A 13,490-nucleotide genomic window follows, 5' to 3' on the forward strand; every position below is an offset into this window, starting at 1 on the left:
CGCAGAGAAACCCTCGGAATTCTGGAGTGTGACCGCCCGTGGCCAACCGGCCGGCGACCGGGAACCCGCAGCTCTCCCGGCGTACGAAGTCGCTGCTCGTCCTGGGCGCGATCGTGCTCGTCGTCCTCGTCGGTCTGGCCCGGCTCGTCGACGTCTACGTCGACTTCGCCTGGTTCGGCGAGGTCGGCTACCGCAACGTCTTCACCACCGTGCTGGCGACCCGCGTCGTCCAGAGCGTCATCGCCGCGGTGTTCATGGGCGGGCTGATCGCGCTCAACCTCTACGTCGCCTACCGCACCCGTCCCGTCTTCGTGCCCGTCGCGGGTCCGGAGGACCCGGTCGCGCGCTACCGCACCGTGGTGCTCTCGCACCTGCGGCTGTTCGCCATCGGCATCCCGGTGGTCGTCGCCGTCATCGCCGCGCTCTCTGCGCAGAGCGACTGGCAGACCACGCAGCTCTTCCTCAACCAGACGCCGTTCGGGATCGCCGACCCGGTGTTCGGGCACGACATCGGCTTCTACGTCTTCGCCCTGCCGTTCTGGCGCGCGGTGCTCTCGTGGTTGTTCGTCGGCATCGGCGTCAGCTTCGTCGCCGCGCTGGTCGCCCACTACGTCTTCGGCGGTATCCGCCTGGCCGGGCGCAACGGCTCGCTCGCGACGGCGGCCCGGGCGCACCTCGCGATCCTCGTGGGCGTCTTCGTGCTGCTGAAGGCGGTCGGCTACTTCTTCGACCGCTACGAGCTGCTCTTCTCCGACCGCAAGGCCTCGATCGGCGGCGCCAACTTCTACGGCGCGAGCTACACCGACCTCAACGCGGCGATGCCCGCCAAGCTGATCCTGCTCGTCATCGCGGTGATCTGCGCCGCGGCGTTCTTCGCCGCGGTCTTCCTGCGCAACCTGCAGATCCCGGCGATCGCCCTCGCGCTGCTGGTGCTCTCGAGCATCCTCGTCGGGGCCGCGTGGCCCGCCGTCCTCGAGCAGTTCTCGGTCCGTCCGAACGCCAACCAGCGTGAGGCGCTCTCCATCCAGCGCAACATCGAGGCGACGAGACAGGCCTTCAACATCACGCCGCAGACGGTCAACCGGGAGCCCTACGCGGGCACCACCGACCAGAGCGCGGCCGCGGTCCAGCAGGCCATCGCCACCGACACCGCGACGGTGCCCAACATCCGGCTGCTCGACCCGAACCGGCTCTCGCGGACGTTCACCCAGCTCGAGCAGCGACGGAACTTCTACGGGTTCCCGGCCACGCTGGACGTCGACCGGTACACGGTCAACAACCAGATGCAGGACTACGTGGTCGCCGCCCGCGAGATCGCGCCGGACAACCTCGCCGGCAACCAGCAGGACTGGATCAACCGGCACCTCGTCTACACCCACGGCAACGGCTTCGTCGCCGCGCCGGCGAACACCGTCAACGCGCCGCTGGACTCCAACGGCGGGCAGGGCGGCTACCCGCAGTTCCAGGTGTCCGACGTCGACAACCCCGGTCCGTTCGGCCTGCAGCAGCCGCGCATCTACTTCGGCGAGCTGGTCAACCAGCCCGACGACTACGCGATCGTCGGCGCCGACGCGGGCACCCCGCCGCGGGAGTACGACACCGACTCGCGGCAGTACACCTACACCGGCCCCGGCGGCGTGTCGCTCGGCGACCCGATCAGCCGGCTCGCGTTCTTCGCGTACTACGGGTTCGAGCGGAACATCCTGTTCAACTCGTCCATCGGCGACAACTCGAAGATCATGTACAACCGCGACCCGCTCACCCGCGTGCAGAAGGTCGCTCCGTGGCTCGAGCTGGACAACGACGTCTACCCCGCGGTGGTCGACGGGTCGATCAAGTACATCGTCGACGGTTACACGACGCTGCCGCGCTACCCCTACGCCCAGCAGGTGAGCCTCGGCGACGCCACCCGGGACTCGGTGAACAACGCGACGCTGCGCCCGGACACCGCCGGCTACATGCGGAACTCGGTGAAGGCGACGGTCGACGCCTACACCGGTCAGGTCGACCTCTACGAGAACGACCCGACCGACCCGGTCCTGCAGACCTGGGAGAAGGCGTTCCCCGGCGTCGTGAAGCCCGCCGCCGAGGTGCCGCCGGACCTCCGGGCCCACTACCGGTACCCCGAGGGCATCTTCAAGGTGCAGCGCGACCTGCTCACCCGCTACCACGTGTCCGACCCCGGCGAGTTCTACTCGACGGTGTCCTTCTGGGACGTCCCGTCCGACCCGACGAGCGACGCCGCGGCCGCCGCGGGCGACCCGCAGCCGCCGTACTACCTGCTCGCCGACGATCCCCGGCGCGGCACGGCCAACATTCCGCAGTTCCAGCTGACCACCGCCCTGGTCAGCCTGCGCCGTGAGTTCCTCTCGGCGTACCTGTCGGTGAGCTCCGACCCGGGCACCTACGGACAGATGACGCTGCTGCAACTGCCGGCGGACACCCAGACCCGGGGTCCGCAGCAGGTCCAGACGCAGTTCCTGTCGTCCCCGCAGGTCTCCAGCGAGCTCAACCTGCTGCGCCAGCAGGGCACCCAGGTGCTCTACGGCAACCTGCTGACGCTCCCGGTGGCGGGCGGCCTGCTCTACGTCGAGCCGGTCTACATCGAGCGCTCCAACCAGGAGTCCTCGTTCCCGCAGCTCTCCCGGGTGCTGGTCAGCTTCGGCGGCCGGATCGGCTACGCGCCGACCCTGCCCGAGGCGCTGACCCAGGTGTTCGGCTCGTCGGGCACGGCGACCTCGACGCCGGGGTCGACCGGTCAGACGCAGACGCCCGCCACCGGGCAGACGCCCGCGACGGCCCAGACCCCGACCACCGGAGGGGCCCCGGCCGCCGGTGGTGCGGCTGCGGCCGGCAGCTCGGCGGCGGTCACGTCCGCGGTCACGGCGATGAACACCGCCCTCGACGAGCTGCGCACCGCGCAGCAGCAGGGCGACTTCGCCGGCATCGGTCGTGCCCAGCAGGACCTGGCTAACGCGATCAACCAGTACCGGACCGCGACCGGCGGGACCCCCGGCTGATCCACTCCACCCCGCGTCGCGTACTGTTGGTGACACGACGCGGGGTGGAGCAGCTCGGTAGCTCGCTGGGCTCATAACCCAGAGGTCACAGGTTCGAATCCTGTCCCCGCTACTCGCAGAAGGGCCCCGGCCATCAGGCCGGGGCCCTTCGTCGTTCCTGCGTCCTTCCCGACGGCGGGTCGGTGCGGGTCGGTCGCGCGAGCTGCTCCTATGTCAAGCGGCGGCGGGGGTTGGGGTGGGTTCGGTCTGTCGGAGCAGGTTGAACACGACGCGGGCGAGGCGTCGTTTGAGGGCGCGGAGGGCGTCGTTGTGTCGGTCGCCGCGGGCTCGACGCTTGTCGTAGTAGGCCCGTCCGAGGCTCTCGGGTAGCCGGGTCTGGGTCAGCGCGATGCGGTGCAGGGCGGCGTTGAGTTGCCGGTTGCCGCCGCGGGCCAGCCGGTGGCGGTCGGTGCGCCCCGAGGAGGCCGGGATCGGTGCGACCCCGGCGTGCATCGCGAAGCAGGCCTCGGAGCGGAACCGGCCCGGGCGGGCGGTCTCGGCGAGCAGCTTCGCCGCCGAGAGCGGCCCGCAGCCGGGCAACTCGAGCAGCTGCGGGGCCAACACGGCGACCCGCCGGGCGATCTCGCGTTCCAGGGCACGGATGCGGGTCGTCCGGGCGGCGATGTCTGCGACCAACTCGGCGGCGAGCTCACCGACCAGCCCGGGGTGCTCGGCGGGCAGCAGCGCGGCCAGCGCGGTCAGACGGGTGGGCTTGTCCAGCCCGCGGGCCGGGATGCTGCGCTCGAGTCCGGGATCGAGTTCGTGCAGGTGCCAACGCAGCCGGCAGATCATCGCGGTCCGCTCCGCCACCAGGTGCTCACGGTGATCGACCAGCAGCTTCAGCTCCCGGCTGGCCGGGGTGTGCTCGGCCAGGGGCAGGTCCGGCTCCCGCAGCGCGGCCCGGGCGATCGCGGTCGCATCGATCGGGTCGGACTTCCCGAACTCCCGCGCCGAGCTCCGGGCACCGGCCATCAGCTTCGGCGGCACCCGCCGCACTCGCTGCCCCGCGGCGAGCAGCGCCCGCTCCAGGCGCAGCGACACATGCCGGCAGTCCTCCACCGCCCACTCGATCTCGGGCCCAGCCGCGACCGCGAACTCCTCACCCACACCCTGGACCCACGCCAACAACTCCAGGTGCCCGGCGTCGGTGGCCTGCACCCGACGCTGCGCGCGGCGCACCCCGAGTTGATCGACCACCACCGCGGTGTGGGTGTCTTTGTGGACATCGACTCCGACCATCAGGACCATCGAAGGGTCTCCTGCTCCTAGCCTGCGGGGGACAACAGGCCGGGCCGGTCGGCGGACACACCTCAGTGGGGGCGCTGCCACGCTCCTATCAAGTCACGCCGGCCGGCCTGGCCGCCGGTGCCCGGCACAGCTCGCGCTGGCCCATCAGGGGCAGTCACATGGAGAGCCAGAGCACCGACGACCAGGATCCCGACCACCGCAACAGCGGCACCACCGACCCTGACACTGAGGTGCACGTGGGGCAGGTCCGGGAGGCCGGGAAGCTGCCTGGTGTGGTTCTCGCGGTGCGGCGCGAGCCCACCCCCCTGCGCGACGGCGGTTCACCGCCCGGTAGTCTTTCCTTCATCGCCGGAAAGCACGGCGACGGCGCGGGGTGGAGCAGCTCGGTAGCTCGCTGGGCTCATAACCCAGAGGTCACAGGTTCGAATCCTGTCCCCGCTACCACCGACGAAGGCCTCCTCACCACGGTGAGGGGGTCTTCGTCGTTCCTCACCGCTCCGCGAGGGACGCCGGCAGGCGGAAGGCCCCGTCCGGCCCGGGCGGGAACGGGTGCACCTCGACGACGGCGGCCACCGGCAGCGGCCCGTACACGTGCGGGAACCAGGGCCCGGAGCTCTCGACCTGCCCGTCGCGCACCCCCGGTTCCCACCGCACGGGCGCTCCGCAGCGGGTCGGGTCGACCTCGAGCAGCAGCAGGTCCTCCCGGCCCCGGTAGAGGCGGGTGGCGGGCAGCGCGACCGTCCCCGGGTCGGAGCAGTGCACGAACCCCTCGGTGGCGAGCGAGGGTGGCTCCAGCGCCGTGCCGGCGGCCTCCCAGTCGGAGCGGGTGCAGATGTGGAGGATCATGACCCGGGATCCTGGACCTCACGGCGAACAGGGGACACTGGAGGCATGTCGAGCCCGACGGACACGATCCTCCTGGTCGTCTACTACGTCCTGTTCGTGTTCTATCTCTTCATCATCGGCCGACTGGTGGTCGAGGTGGTGCGGGGCTTCGCGCGCGAGTGGCGGCCGGCCGGGGGCGCGGCGGTCAGCCTCGAGCTGATGTACCGGGTGACCGACCCGCCGGTGAACCTGCTCAAGCGGCTCATCCCGGCCGTGCGCATCGGCAACATCAGCCTGGACCTCTCGATGATGATCCTGCTGCTCGTCGTCTACATCGTGATGCGCGTGGTCGACCCGCGGTGACCCCGACGGCTTCCGGTGGTCGCACGGCGATCCAGCTGCCACAGTGCCTGGCGTGACGGCTGCTCGTGACCTGCTGACCTTCGTCTCCTCCGCCGTGCGGAGCCCGGGTGTGATCGGTGCGGTCGCCCCGAGCGGGCGGGCGCTGTCCGACCTCCTGGCCTCCGTCGCGCCCGCGGACCGGGCCTCGACGGTCGTCGAGCTCGGACCGGGCACCGGCGTGGTCTCCGAGGCCCTGCGCCGCCGGCTGCCGCCGGAGGCGCGGCACGTGGCCGTCGAGCTGGACCGCAGCATGATCTCGCTGCTGCACCGCAACCTGCCGTGGCTCGAGGTCATCGAGGGCGACGCGAAGCACCTGCAGAAGCTCCTCGCCGACGTCGGGATCACGGCGGTCGACACGATCGTCAGCGGCCTGCCGTGGACGTTGTTCAGCCGGGACGCGCAGCGCGGGATCATGGAACAGGTCAACCGCGTGCTGGTGCCGGGCGGGGTGTTCACCACCTTCGCCTACGCGCACGTGATGAACCTCCCGACCCAGCGGCGCTTCCGCGAGCTGCTCCAGGAGAGCTTCGACGAGGTGTCGGTGACGCCGATCGTCTGGCGCAACGTCCCGCCGGCGCTGGCCTACCAGTGCCGGAACGTCTGATCAGCCGACGAGCTTCGCCCCGATCGTCGCGGCCGACATCTCGCCCGGCGCCGTCGAGGCGCAGAAGGCGGTGAGCAGGTCGACGAACCGCGCCGACTCGTCGCAGTGCGGGAAGTGCCCGGAGCCGTCGAAGATCTCGAGGCGCGACCCCGGCATGAGGCTCGCCGCCCGGTAGGCGTGCCCGACCGGGATGATCGGGTCGCGCCGGCCCCACACCACCATCGTCGGCAGGCCCTCGGTCAGGTAGAGGCGGTCGGTGCCGCTGACCCGCTGGCCGGACGGGCCGATGACGCCGCGGATGGTGTCGACGAAGGCGTCGGCGTGGGCGCGCTCGGTCAGCGACCCGGCATGGCGCGCGTACTCGACCAGCGACACCTTCTCCGCGGGCGGCAGCAGCGGCAGGGTCGCCGCGGCCCGCAGCGCGCCCACCCCGAGCCCCAGCAGGCCGGTGCGGGCGAGCAGCGGCAGCACCACGCCGGCGCCGGGCAGCGCGGCGAGCCGCAGCGTCGGGCTCACCCCCCGCCCCAGGCCGCCGGAGGAGACGAGCACGAGACGCGCGCACATCTCCGGGAACTGGTAGGCGAACTGCATCGCGACCCCGCCGCCGAGCGAGTGCCCGACCACGGTCACGCGCCGGTGCCCGAGCGCCGCGAGCAGGTCGCGCAGGCCGTTCGCGTAGGCGCCCATGGAGAAGTCACCGCTCGGTCCGGCGGACTCGCCGTGACCCAGGAGGTCGGGTGCGATCACCAGGTGGCGGCACCCGTCCTGCTCCAGCCGATCCAGCACGGGCTGCCAGGTGGACGAGCTCCCGGCGACGCCGTGCAGCAGCACCAGCACCTCGGGGTCGTCGGTGGACGCCTCGGGGCACGCCTCCAGGTACGCCATCCGGTGACCGTGGAGCGTGACCGCCCGCCGCGTGGTGCTCATACGGGGCATCGTGTCACGACGCGCCCCACCCTCGTCCTTCCCGACGACCGGTCGTCCCTACCCTGGCCCGCGATGTCCCGTTCCGGTCTGGTCGCCGCGCTCTCCGCCCTCGCCCTGCTCACGGGGTGCGGCGCCGCCCAGGCCCCGGCCGCGCCGCCGCTCGCCTCGGGCCCGGCCGACCCCACCGCGACGGCCCCGAGCGCGACGGCTGCCGCCCCCGCCTCCTGCGCGGCGACCACCTACGACCGCCTGGGCGACCGGCAGCGCTGGGCCCAGCTCGTCGTCATCGGCGTCCCCGCCGGTGGGGTGAGCGCTGCGGCGCGCACCGCCCTCGGGCTCGAGCCCGGCGGGATCATCCTCACCGACGGGGAGTCGGCGAGCGCCGACGCCGTGACGAAGGTGGTCACGAGCGCCCAGGCCACCGGCGGCGGCGAGGTGCCCCTCCTCGTGTCCGCCGACCAGGAGGGCGGGCAGGTGCAGGAGCTCGAGGGCCCGGGCTTCCCGACGATGCCCACGGCGCTCGCCCAGGGCCGGGACGCGGCCGGGCTGCGGGCGGACGCGAAGAGCTGGGGGCAGGCCGTGCGCGACGTCGGCGTGACGGTGAACCTCGCCCCCGTGGCCGACGTGGTCGACCCGTCGTTGGGCAAGCAGAACGCCCCGGTGGGCCGCTTCGACCGGCAGTACGGCGACGACGCCGCGACCGCCTCGGCGGGGGTGCGGGCCTTCGTGGCCGGCATGCGCGACGCCGACGTCGCCCCGACCCTCAAGCACTTCCCGGGTCTCGGCGAGGTCCGGCAGAACACCGACTTCGCCGGGGGAGTGGTCGACTCGACCACCGGCCCCGACTCGCCGACGCTGCAGTCCTTCGCGGCCGGCATCCGCGCGGGCGCGCCGCTGGTGATGATGTCCTCGGCCCGCTACACCCGCATCGACCCAGACGCCCAGGCGCTCTTCTCCTCGCGGGTGATGAACGACCTCCTCCGCGGGCGACTGGGGTTCCAGGGTGTGATCATGACCGACGACGTCGGGGCGGCCGCCGCGCTCGCCGACACGCCGGTCGGGGCGCGCGCCACGAAGTTCCTCGCCGCGGGCGGCGACCTGGTGCTGACCATCCGTCCGGGGGACCTCGCCCCGATGCTCGACGCGATCACCGCCGCGGCGCGGGAGCCGGCCTTCGCGGCGCGTGCGCAGGACGCGGTGCGCCGGGTGCTCGCCTTCAAGGAGCAACAGGGCATCCTGCGCTGCTGAGCCGGCGGGTCGCGGCGTGCCCCGCCCGGGCTACCAGCCGGTAGTGCGGGGCCGTCCGGGACCTGCGAGAGTGCGGGTCGTGGACCTGACCTACACGGCGGAGGAGGAGCAGTTCCGGCAGGAGCTGCGGACCTGGCTCGCCGAGAACATCCCCACCGAGTGGACCGTCCCGGGCTACTGGGCGACGCTCTCCGACGAGGAGTCGTTCGAGAAGCGTCGGGAGTGGGAGGCGCGCAAGACCGCGGCCGGCTTCTCGGGCATCCAGTGGCCCGTCGAGTACGGCGGCCGGGGCGGCACCCCCGCGATGAAGGCGATCTACGACGAGGAGACGGTGCGGGCCCACGCCCCGCAGACCGTCAACGTCCTCGGTCTGACCTTCCTCGCCCCGACGATCATGGCGATCGGCACCGAGGAGCAGAAGGCCGAGATCATCGGCCCGATGCTGCGCAACGAGGTCATCTGGTGCCAGGGCTTCTCCGAGCCCGGCGCCGGCTCCGACCTCGCGGCCGTGGCGACCCGCGGCGTGCTCGACGGCGACGAGTACGTGGTCAACGGCCAGAAGATCTGGACCACCAACGCCATGCACGGCGACAAGATCTTCACGATCGTGCGGACCGAGGCCGGGTCGGAGAAGCACAAGGGCCTGTCGATGCTGCTGATCGACATGGACCAGCCCGGCGTCGAGGCCCGCCCGCTCAAGCAGATGAGCGGCGCCAGCGAGTTCGGCGAGGTGTTCTTCACCGACGCCCGCGTGCCCGCGAAGGACTGCCTGGGCGAGATCGGCCAGGGCTGGCGCACCGCGATGCTGCTGCTCTCCTTCGAGCGCGGCGCCTCGGGCGTCGGGCAGTACACCGAGTTCCGCCGCCAGTACGACGAGATCGTCGCCGAGGCCAAGCGCTTCGGCCGCGCCGAGGACCCGGTGGCCCGCCAGGAGCTCGCCCGCTGCCTGGTGGAGCTGGAGTGCCTGCGCTACCACGCGATGCACATCCTCACCCAGGTCGAGCAGGGCAGGGACCTCGGTTCGGAGTCCTCCATGACCAAGCTGCAGTGGTCCGAGGCGTTCCAGGACCTGTGGGAGGCCTTCGAGCACGTCCTCGGCCCGGAGGCGACCCTGTCCGCCCCGCGGCCCGACGTCGACCTGTCCCCGTTCCACGCGCAGGACCACTGGTCCCGGTCGGTCACGATCTGGGGCGGCTCGTCGCAGGTCCAGCGCAACATCGTCGCCGAGCGCGTGCTCGGCCTGCCGCGGTAGAGGAGAGGTACGTGTTCTTCGCACTGACCGACGAGCAGCAGGCCTTCGCCTCGACGGTGACCGAGTTCCTGGCCGAGCGCTTCGACCTCGAGGCCGTCCGCGGCGTCGTCGAGGACACCGACGGCGACGGTCACCCGCTGACCCTCTGGAAGGGTCTCGCCGACCAGGGGGCGCTCGCCGTCCTCGTCCCGGAGGAGCACGACGGCCTCGGCCTCGGCCTCCTCGACGCGCAGGTCGTCGCCCGGGCCCTCGGCGCCGGCGTGGCCCCCGGCCCCTGGCTCGCGACCGTGCTCGCCGCCGAGGCCGTCCGGATCGCCGGCTCGGCCGAGCAGCAGTCCCGGTGGCTCCCGGCGCTCGCGGCGGGGGAGACGGTCGGCACCGTCGCCCTGCGCGGCGAGGGCGGGGCCTGGGACGGCTCGGGGATCACCGTCGACGTCAACGACGGCCGGCTGAACGGTTCCGCCTCGCCGGTCGACTACCCGGCCGTCGCCGGCCTGATCGTCGTGGCGGCCACCGACGCCTCCGGGACGCCGGGGCTCTACCTGGTCGAGGCGGACGCGTCCGGGCTGACGGTCCGCGACCAGCACACCTACGACGGCACCGCCCGCGTCGGCGCGATCGAGTTCGCCGACACCCCGGCCGAGGCCCTGCCGGGCGGGGACGCCGCCGCGGTGCGCGCGCTGCTCGCCCGCGGTGCCGTGCTCAACGCCGCGGACCTCGTGGGGGTCGCCCGCGAGGCGCTCACCCGCACCGTGGCCTACGACCGGGACCGCAACCAGTTCGGCGTGCCGGTCGGCTCCTTCCAGGCGCTCAAGCACGCCCTGGCGGACCTGCACGTCGCGGTGACGATGGCCGAGCACGCGGTGCTGTTCGCCGCGCACGCGCTCGACACCGACGACCCCGGCGCCGCGATCGCGGTCGCCGTGGCCGGCTCGAAGGCCTCCGACGCGGCCTGGAACGCCACCGGCGCGATGATCCAGTTCTTCGGCGGCATCGGCTTCACCTGGGAGCACGAGGCGCACTTCTTCTACAAGCGCGCCCGCCGTCGGGCCCCGCTCTTCGGCTCCGCCGCGGAGCACCGCGAGGCCCTGGCGACGCTGACGATGTGAGCTTCGCTCAGGTGAGCACCAAAAGTGGGCCTATGACCCCACTGAGTGCTCACCTGGGGCGGAGCCCCACCCTTCGGACAGGTCGGGTCGCGGGCGGAGTACGGGGGTGATGGCATGACCGGCGTCACCCCCTCACCGACGAAGGAGAACCCCGTGGCCAGCACCCCGACCGAGGACGACCGCAGCCTGCTGACGGTCGTCGCGCGCATGACGGCGAAGCCGGGCAAGGAGGACGAGCTCCGTGCCGGGCTCGAGGCGCTGATCCCGACGACGCTGGCCGAGGACGGCTGCGTCAACTACGACCTGCACGTGGCCGAGGACGACCCGGCGACCTTCTTCTTCTACGAGAACTGGACCTCGGGCGAGAAGCTCGACGCCCACCTCGCCGCGCCGCACCTGGTCGACTTCGCGGGCAAGCTCGACGACCTGCTGGTCAACGGCTCGGACGGCCTGATCATCCAGCGCCTCAAGCGGATCGCGTGACGGCGACCCCCGCGTCCGTCGCCTCGGCCATGGCCGAGGCGGCGGCGGCCTGGCAGGACACCCTCGACGACGAGCAGTCGGCGCAGGGGGCCTGGGACTGGCCCGGCTCCAAGGCCGCCGAGGCCGAGCGGCTGAACTGGTACTACACGCCGACCGACCACGGCGGGCTGACGCTCCACGAGCAGCTGTCGCACCAGCAGCGGGCCGCGATGACGCTGCTCGCCACGGGCCTCTCCGAGGTCGCCTACGTCAGCGCCTCGACGATCATGGGGCTGGAGAACGTCCTCGACCGCACCGAGGGCTTCGCGACCGGCTTCGGCCGCGACCGCGGGCGCGACCCGGGCATGTACTACCTGCGCGTGTTCGGCGACCCGACGGGGGACGCGCCGTGGGGCTGGCGCTTCGGCGGCCACCACGTGTCGGTCAACCACCTGGTGGTCGACGGCGAGGCGGTCGCGGGGTCCCCGTGCTTCCTCGGCGCCGACCCGATGGTCTCGCCGCTGCTCGGCGGCCAGGAGCTGCGTCCGCTCGGCGGCATCGAGGACTCGGGCCGTGCGCTCCTGCACGCCCTGGACCCCGGCCAGCGGGAGCAGACGATCCTGACGCCGACCGCGCCGGCCGACATCATCGGCGCGAACCGGACGCACACCTCGCCCGGCGACCGGTTGATCCCGCTGCCCGACCTGTGGCGCGGCCACTTCGACGACCAGACCCTCGAGGACCGGCTCTGGTCGATGCACGACGGGTTGGAGGCCCAGCTGGGCGTCACCGACGCCGACCGCGCCGCCACCGAGCTGTCGGAACGGCCGAAGGGGATCGCCGGCAAGGACCTGTCCGCCGACCAGCAGGAGATGCTGCGGGCCGTCGTCGCGGTCTACCTCGACCGGATGCCTCCGGGCCTCGTCGAGCGGGAGTACGAGCGGCTCGACCTGGACGGCGTGCACTTCGCGTGGGCCGGCGGTCCCGAGCGGGGCGACCCGCACTACTACCGCCTCGAGGGGCCGGGTCTGCTCGCCGAGTGGGACAACACCCAGCGGGGCGTGAACCACGCGCACAGCGTGTGGCGGGTCCCCGGGCACGAGTTCGGCCGGGACGTCCTGGCCGACCACCTGCGCGCGCACCACTGAGGTGTCGGGCGTCCACGGCCCCGGGATTACCCTGGGGTCGTGGACGACTCGACCGCGACCCAGCTCAAGGACCTCGCCGCCAGCCTCGACTCGGTGGAGGCGGCGATGGACCTCGACGGTCTGCGGCGGCAGGTCGCCGAGCTGGAGACGCAGGTCGCCGCCCCGGACCTCTGGGACGACGTCGAGACCGCGCAGAAGCTGACCAGCGAGTTCACCCACAAGCAGGCCGACCTGCGCAAGGCGGAGTCGCTGCGCTCGCGCCTGGACGATCTGTCGACGCTCTACGAGATGGCCGACGAGGAGTCCGGGGCCGACGCCGCGGACCTCGTCACCGAGGCGGACGCCGAGCGGGCGTCGCTGCAGACCGACATCAGCGCCTTCGAGGTGCGCACGCTGCTCAACGGCGAGTACGACGAGCGCGACGCGTTGGTCACGGTGCGCGCGGAGGCGGGCGGGGTGGACGCCGCCGACTTCGCCGAGATGCTCATGCGGATGTACCTGCGCTGGGCCGAGCGCCACGGCTACCCGACCGAGGTCTACGACACCTCCTACTCCGAGGAGGCGGGCATCAAGTCCGCCACCTTCAAGGTCACCGCCCCCTACGCGTACGGGACCCTGTCGGTCGAGCAGGGCACCCACCGCCTGGTCCGCATCTCGCCGTTCGACAACCAGGGCCGCCGCCAGACGTCGTTCGCCGGCGTCGAGGTCGCCCCGGTCGTGGAGTCGACCGACCACGTGGAGATCGACGAGAAGGACCTGCGGGTCGACGTGTACCGGTCCTCCGGTCCGGGCGGGCAGGGCGTCAACACCACCGACTCCGCGGTGCGGCTCACCCACATGCCGACCGGCATCGTCGTGAGCTGCCAGAACGAGCGCTCCCAGCTGCAGAACAAGGCCTCGGCGATGGCCGTCCTCGCCGCGAAGCTGCTGGCCCGCCGTCGGGAGGAGGAGCGGGCGCTGCTCGACTCGCTCAAGGACTCCGGTTCGAGCTGGGGCAACCAGATGCGCTCCTACGTGCTGCACCCGTACCAGATGGTCAAGGACCTGCGCACCAACCAGGAGACCTCGCAGACGAGCCAGGTGCTCGACGGCTTCATCGACGACTTCCTCGACGCCGGGATCCGCTGGCGCAAGCAGAGCGGGGTCGCTGCGTAACCGGCCCGGGGAGCCGTTCGCCCGTCGGGGAAGATCGACACCGCCCGCGTA

At 72.2% G+C, this 13,490-nt stretch carries 12 protein-coding genes and 2 tRNA genes; 11 read left to right on the forward strand and 3 right to left on the reverse strand.

What is annotated here, in order from left to right; genetic code table 11:
• The first annotated feature begins 38 nt into the window (after positions 1-38).
• Both BJ983_RS28010 and BJ983_RS28015 read left to right on the forward strand, forming a co-directional pair.
• Positions 39-3,020, forward strand: coding sequence for a UPF0182 family protein (locus tag BJ983_RS28010; protein ID WP_179796819.1), 2,982 nt, complete (start codon positions 39-41; stop codon positions 3,018-3,020).
• A gap of 38 nt (positions 3,021-3,058) precedes the next feature.
• Positions 3,059-3,132, forward strand: a tRNA-Met gene (locus BJ983_RS28015).
• 101 nt (positions 3,133-3,233) lie between these two features.
• Here the strand turns inward: BJ983_RS28015 and BJ983_RS28020 are convergent.
• On the reverse strand, positions 3,234-4,307 hold the full coding sequence (locus BJ983_RS28020) for an IS110 family RNA-guided transposase (RefSeq protein WP_179796820.1): 1,074 nt from the start codon (positions 4,305-4,307) through the stop codon (positions 3,234-3,236).
• 367 nt (positions 4,308-4,674) lie between these two features.
• Between BJ983_RS28020 and BJ983_RS28025 the strand changes: the two genes are divergently transcribed.
• Positions 4,675-4,751, forward strand: a tRNA-Met gene (locus BJ983_RS28025).
• A gap of 45 nt (positions 4,752-4,796) precedes the next feature.
• Here the strand turns inward: BJ983_RS28025 and BJ983_RS28030 are convergent.
• Positions 4,797-5,153 (reverse strand): DUF952 domain-containing protein, encoded by a 357-nt coding sequence (locus tag BJ983_RS28030; protein WP_179796821.1) that lies wholly within the window; start codon positions 5,151-5,153, stop codon positions 4,797-4,799.
• A 45-nt stretch (positions 5,154-5,198) separates the two neighbouring features.
• Here BJ983_RS28030 and BJ983_RS28035 point away from each other — a divergent pair, with 45 nt between their 5' ends.
• Positions 5,199-5,495, forward strand: coding sequence for a YggT family protein (locus BJ983_RS28035; RefSeq protein WP_179796822.1), 297 nt, complete (start codon positions 5,199-5,201; stop codon positions 5,493-5,495).
• 52 nt (positions 5,496-5,547) lie between these two features.
• The gene (locus tag BJ983_RS28040; protein ID WP_179796823.1) at positions 5,548-6,138 is read left to right on the forward strand and encodes a methyltransferase domain-containing protein; all 591 of its coding nucleotides are present in this window, start codon (positions 5,548-5,550) and stop codon (positions 6,136-6,138) included.
• Here BJ983_RS28040 and BJ983_RS28045 read toward each other — a convergent pair whose 3' ends face one another.
• Positions 6,139-7,065 (reverse strand): alpha/beta fold hydrolase, encoded by a 927-nt coding sequence (locus BJ983_RS28045; protein WP_179796824.1) that lies wholly within the window; start codon positions 7,063-7,065, stop codon positions 6,139-6,141.
• A gap of 72 nt (positions 7,066-7,137) precedes the next feature.
• Between BJ983_RS28045 and BJ983_RS28050 the strand changes: the two genes are divergently transcribed.
• The 6 genes from BJ983_RS28050 (at position 7,138) to prfB (ending at position 13,439) form a co-directional block, all read left to right on the forward strand.
• Complete coding sequence (locus BJ983_RS28050; protein ID WP_179796825.1) at positions 7,138-8,313, forward strand: glycoside hydrolase family 3 N-terminal domain-containing protein; 1,176 nt, start codon at positions 7,138-7,140, stop codon at positions 8,311-8,313.
• Positions 8,314-8,392: 79 nt separating this feature from the next.
• Positions 8,393-9,565 carry an acyl-CoA dehydrogenase family protein gene (locus BJ983_RS28055; RefSeq protein ID WP_179796826.1) on the forward strand — a complete coding sequence of 391 codons (1,173 nt, stop codon included), beginning with the start codon at positions 8,393-8,395 and terminating at the stop codon, positions 9,563-9,565.
• Positions 9,566-9,576: 11 nt separating this feature from the next.
• Positions 9,577-10,674, forward strand: a complete 1,098-nt coding sequence (locus BJ983_RS28060) for an acyl-CoA dehydrogenase family protein (protein WP_179796827.1) — start codon at positions 9,577-9,579, stop codon at positions 10,672-10,674.
• 153 nt (positions 10,675-10,827) lie between these two features.
• Complete coding sequence (locus BJ983_RS28065) at positions 10,828-11,157, forward strand: putative quinol monooxygenase (RefSeq protein ID WP_343054389.1); 330 nt, start codon at positions 10,828-10,830, stop codon at positions 11,155-11,157.
• Positions 11,154-12,284, forward strand: a complete 1,131-nt coding sequence (locus BJ983_RS28070) for a DUF3500 domain-containing protein (protein ID WP_343054390.1) — start codon at positions 11,154-11,156, stop codon at positions 12,282-12,284. Before BJ983_RS28065 ends, BJ983_RS28070 begins: the two co-directional genes overlap by 4 nt.
• A gap of 39 nt (positions 12,285-12,323) precedes the next feature.
• On the forward strand, positions 12,324-13,439 hold the full coding sequence (gene prfB, locus BJ983_RS28075) for a peptide chain release factor 2 (protein ID WP_179796829.1): 1,116 nt from the start codon (positions 12,324-12,326) through the stop codon (positions 13,437-13,439).
• Positions 13,440-13,490: the final 51 nt, after the last annotated feature.

Origin of the sequence: Actinomycetospora corticicola (assembly GCF_013409505.1) — a bacterium.
Lineage (GTDB): Bacteria > Actinomycetota > Actinomycetes > Mycobacteriales > Pseudonocardiaceae > Actinomycetospora > Actinomycetospora corticicola.

Excerpts from the sequence above, each read along its gene's own strand:
- BJ983_RS28020 (WP_179796820.1), bottom strand. The coding sequence starts at position 4,307 with ATGGTCCTGATGGTCGGAGTCGATGTCCACAAAGACACCCACACCGCG.
- BJ983_RS28030 (WP_179796821.1), bottom strand. The coding sequence starts at position 5,153 with ATGATCCTCCACATCTGCACCCGCTCCGACTGGGAGGCCGCCGGCACG.
- BJ983_RS28035 (WP_179796822.1), top strand. The coding sequence starts at position 5,199 with ATGTCGAGCCCGACGGACACGATCCTCCTGGTCGTCTACTACGTCCTG.
- BJ983_RS28045 (WP_179796824.1), bottom strand. The coding sequence starts at position 7,065 with ATGAGCACCACGCGGCGGGCGGTCACGCTCCACGGTCACCGGATGGCG.
- BJ983_RS28050 (WP_179796825.1), top strand. The coding sequence starts at position 7,138 with ATGTCCCGTTCCGGTCTGGTCGCCGCGCTCTCCGCCCTCGCCCTGCTC.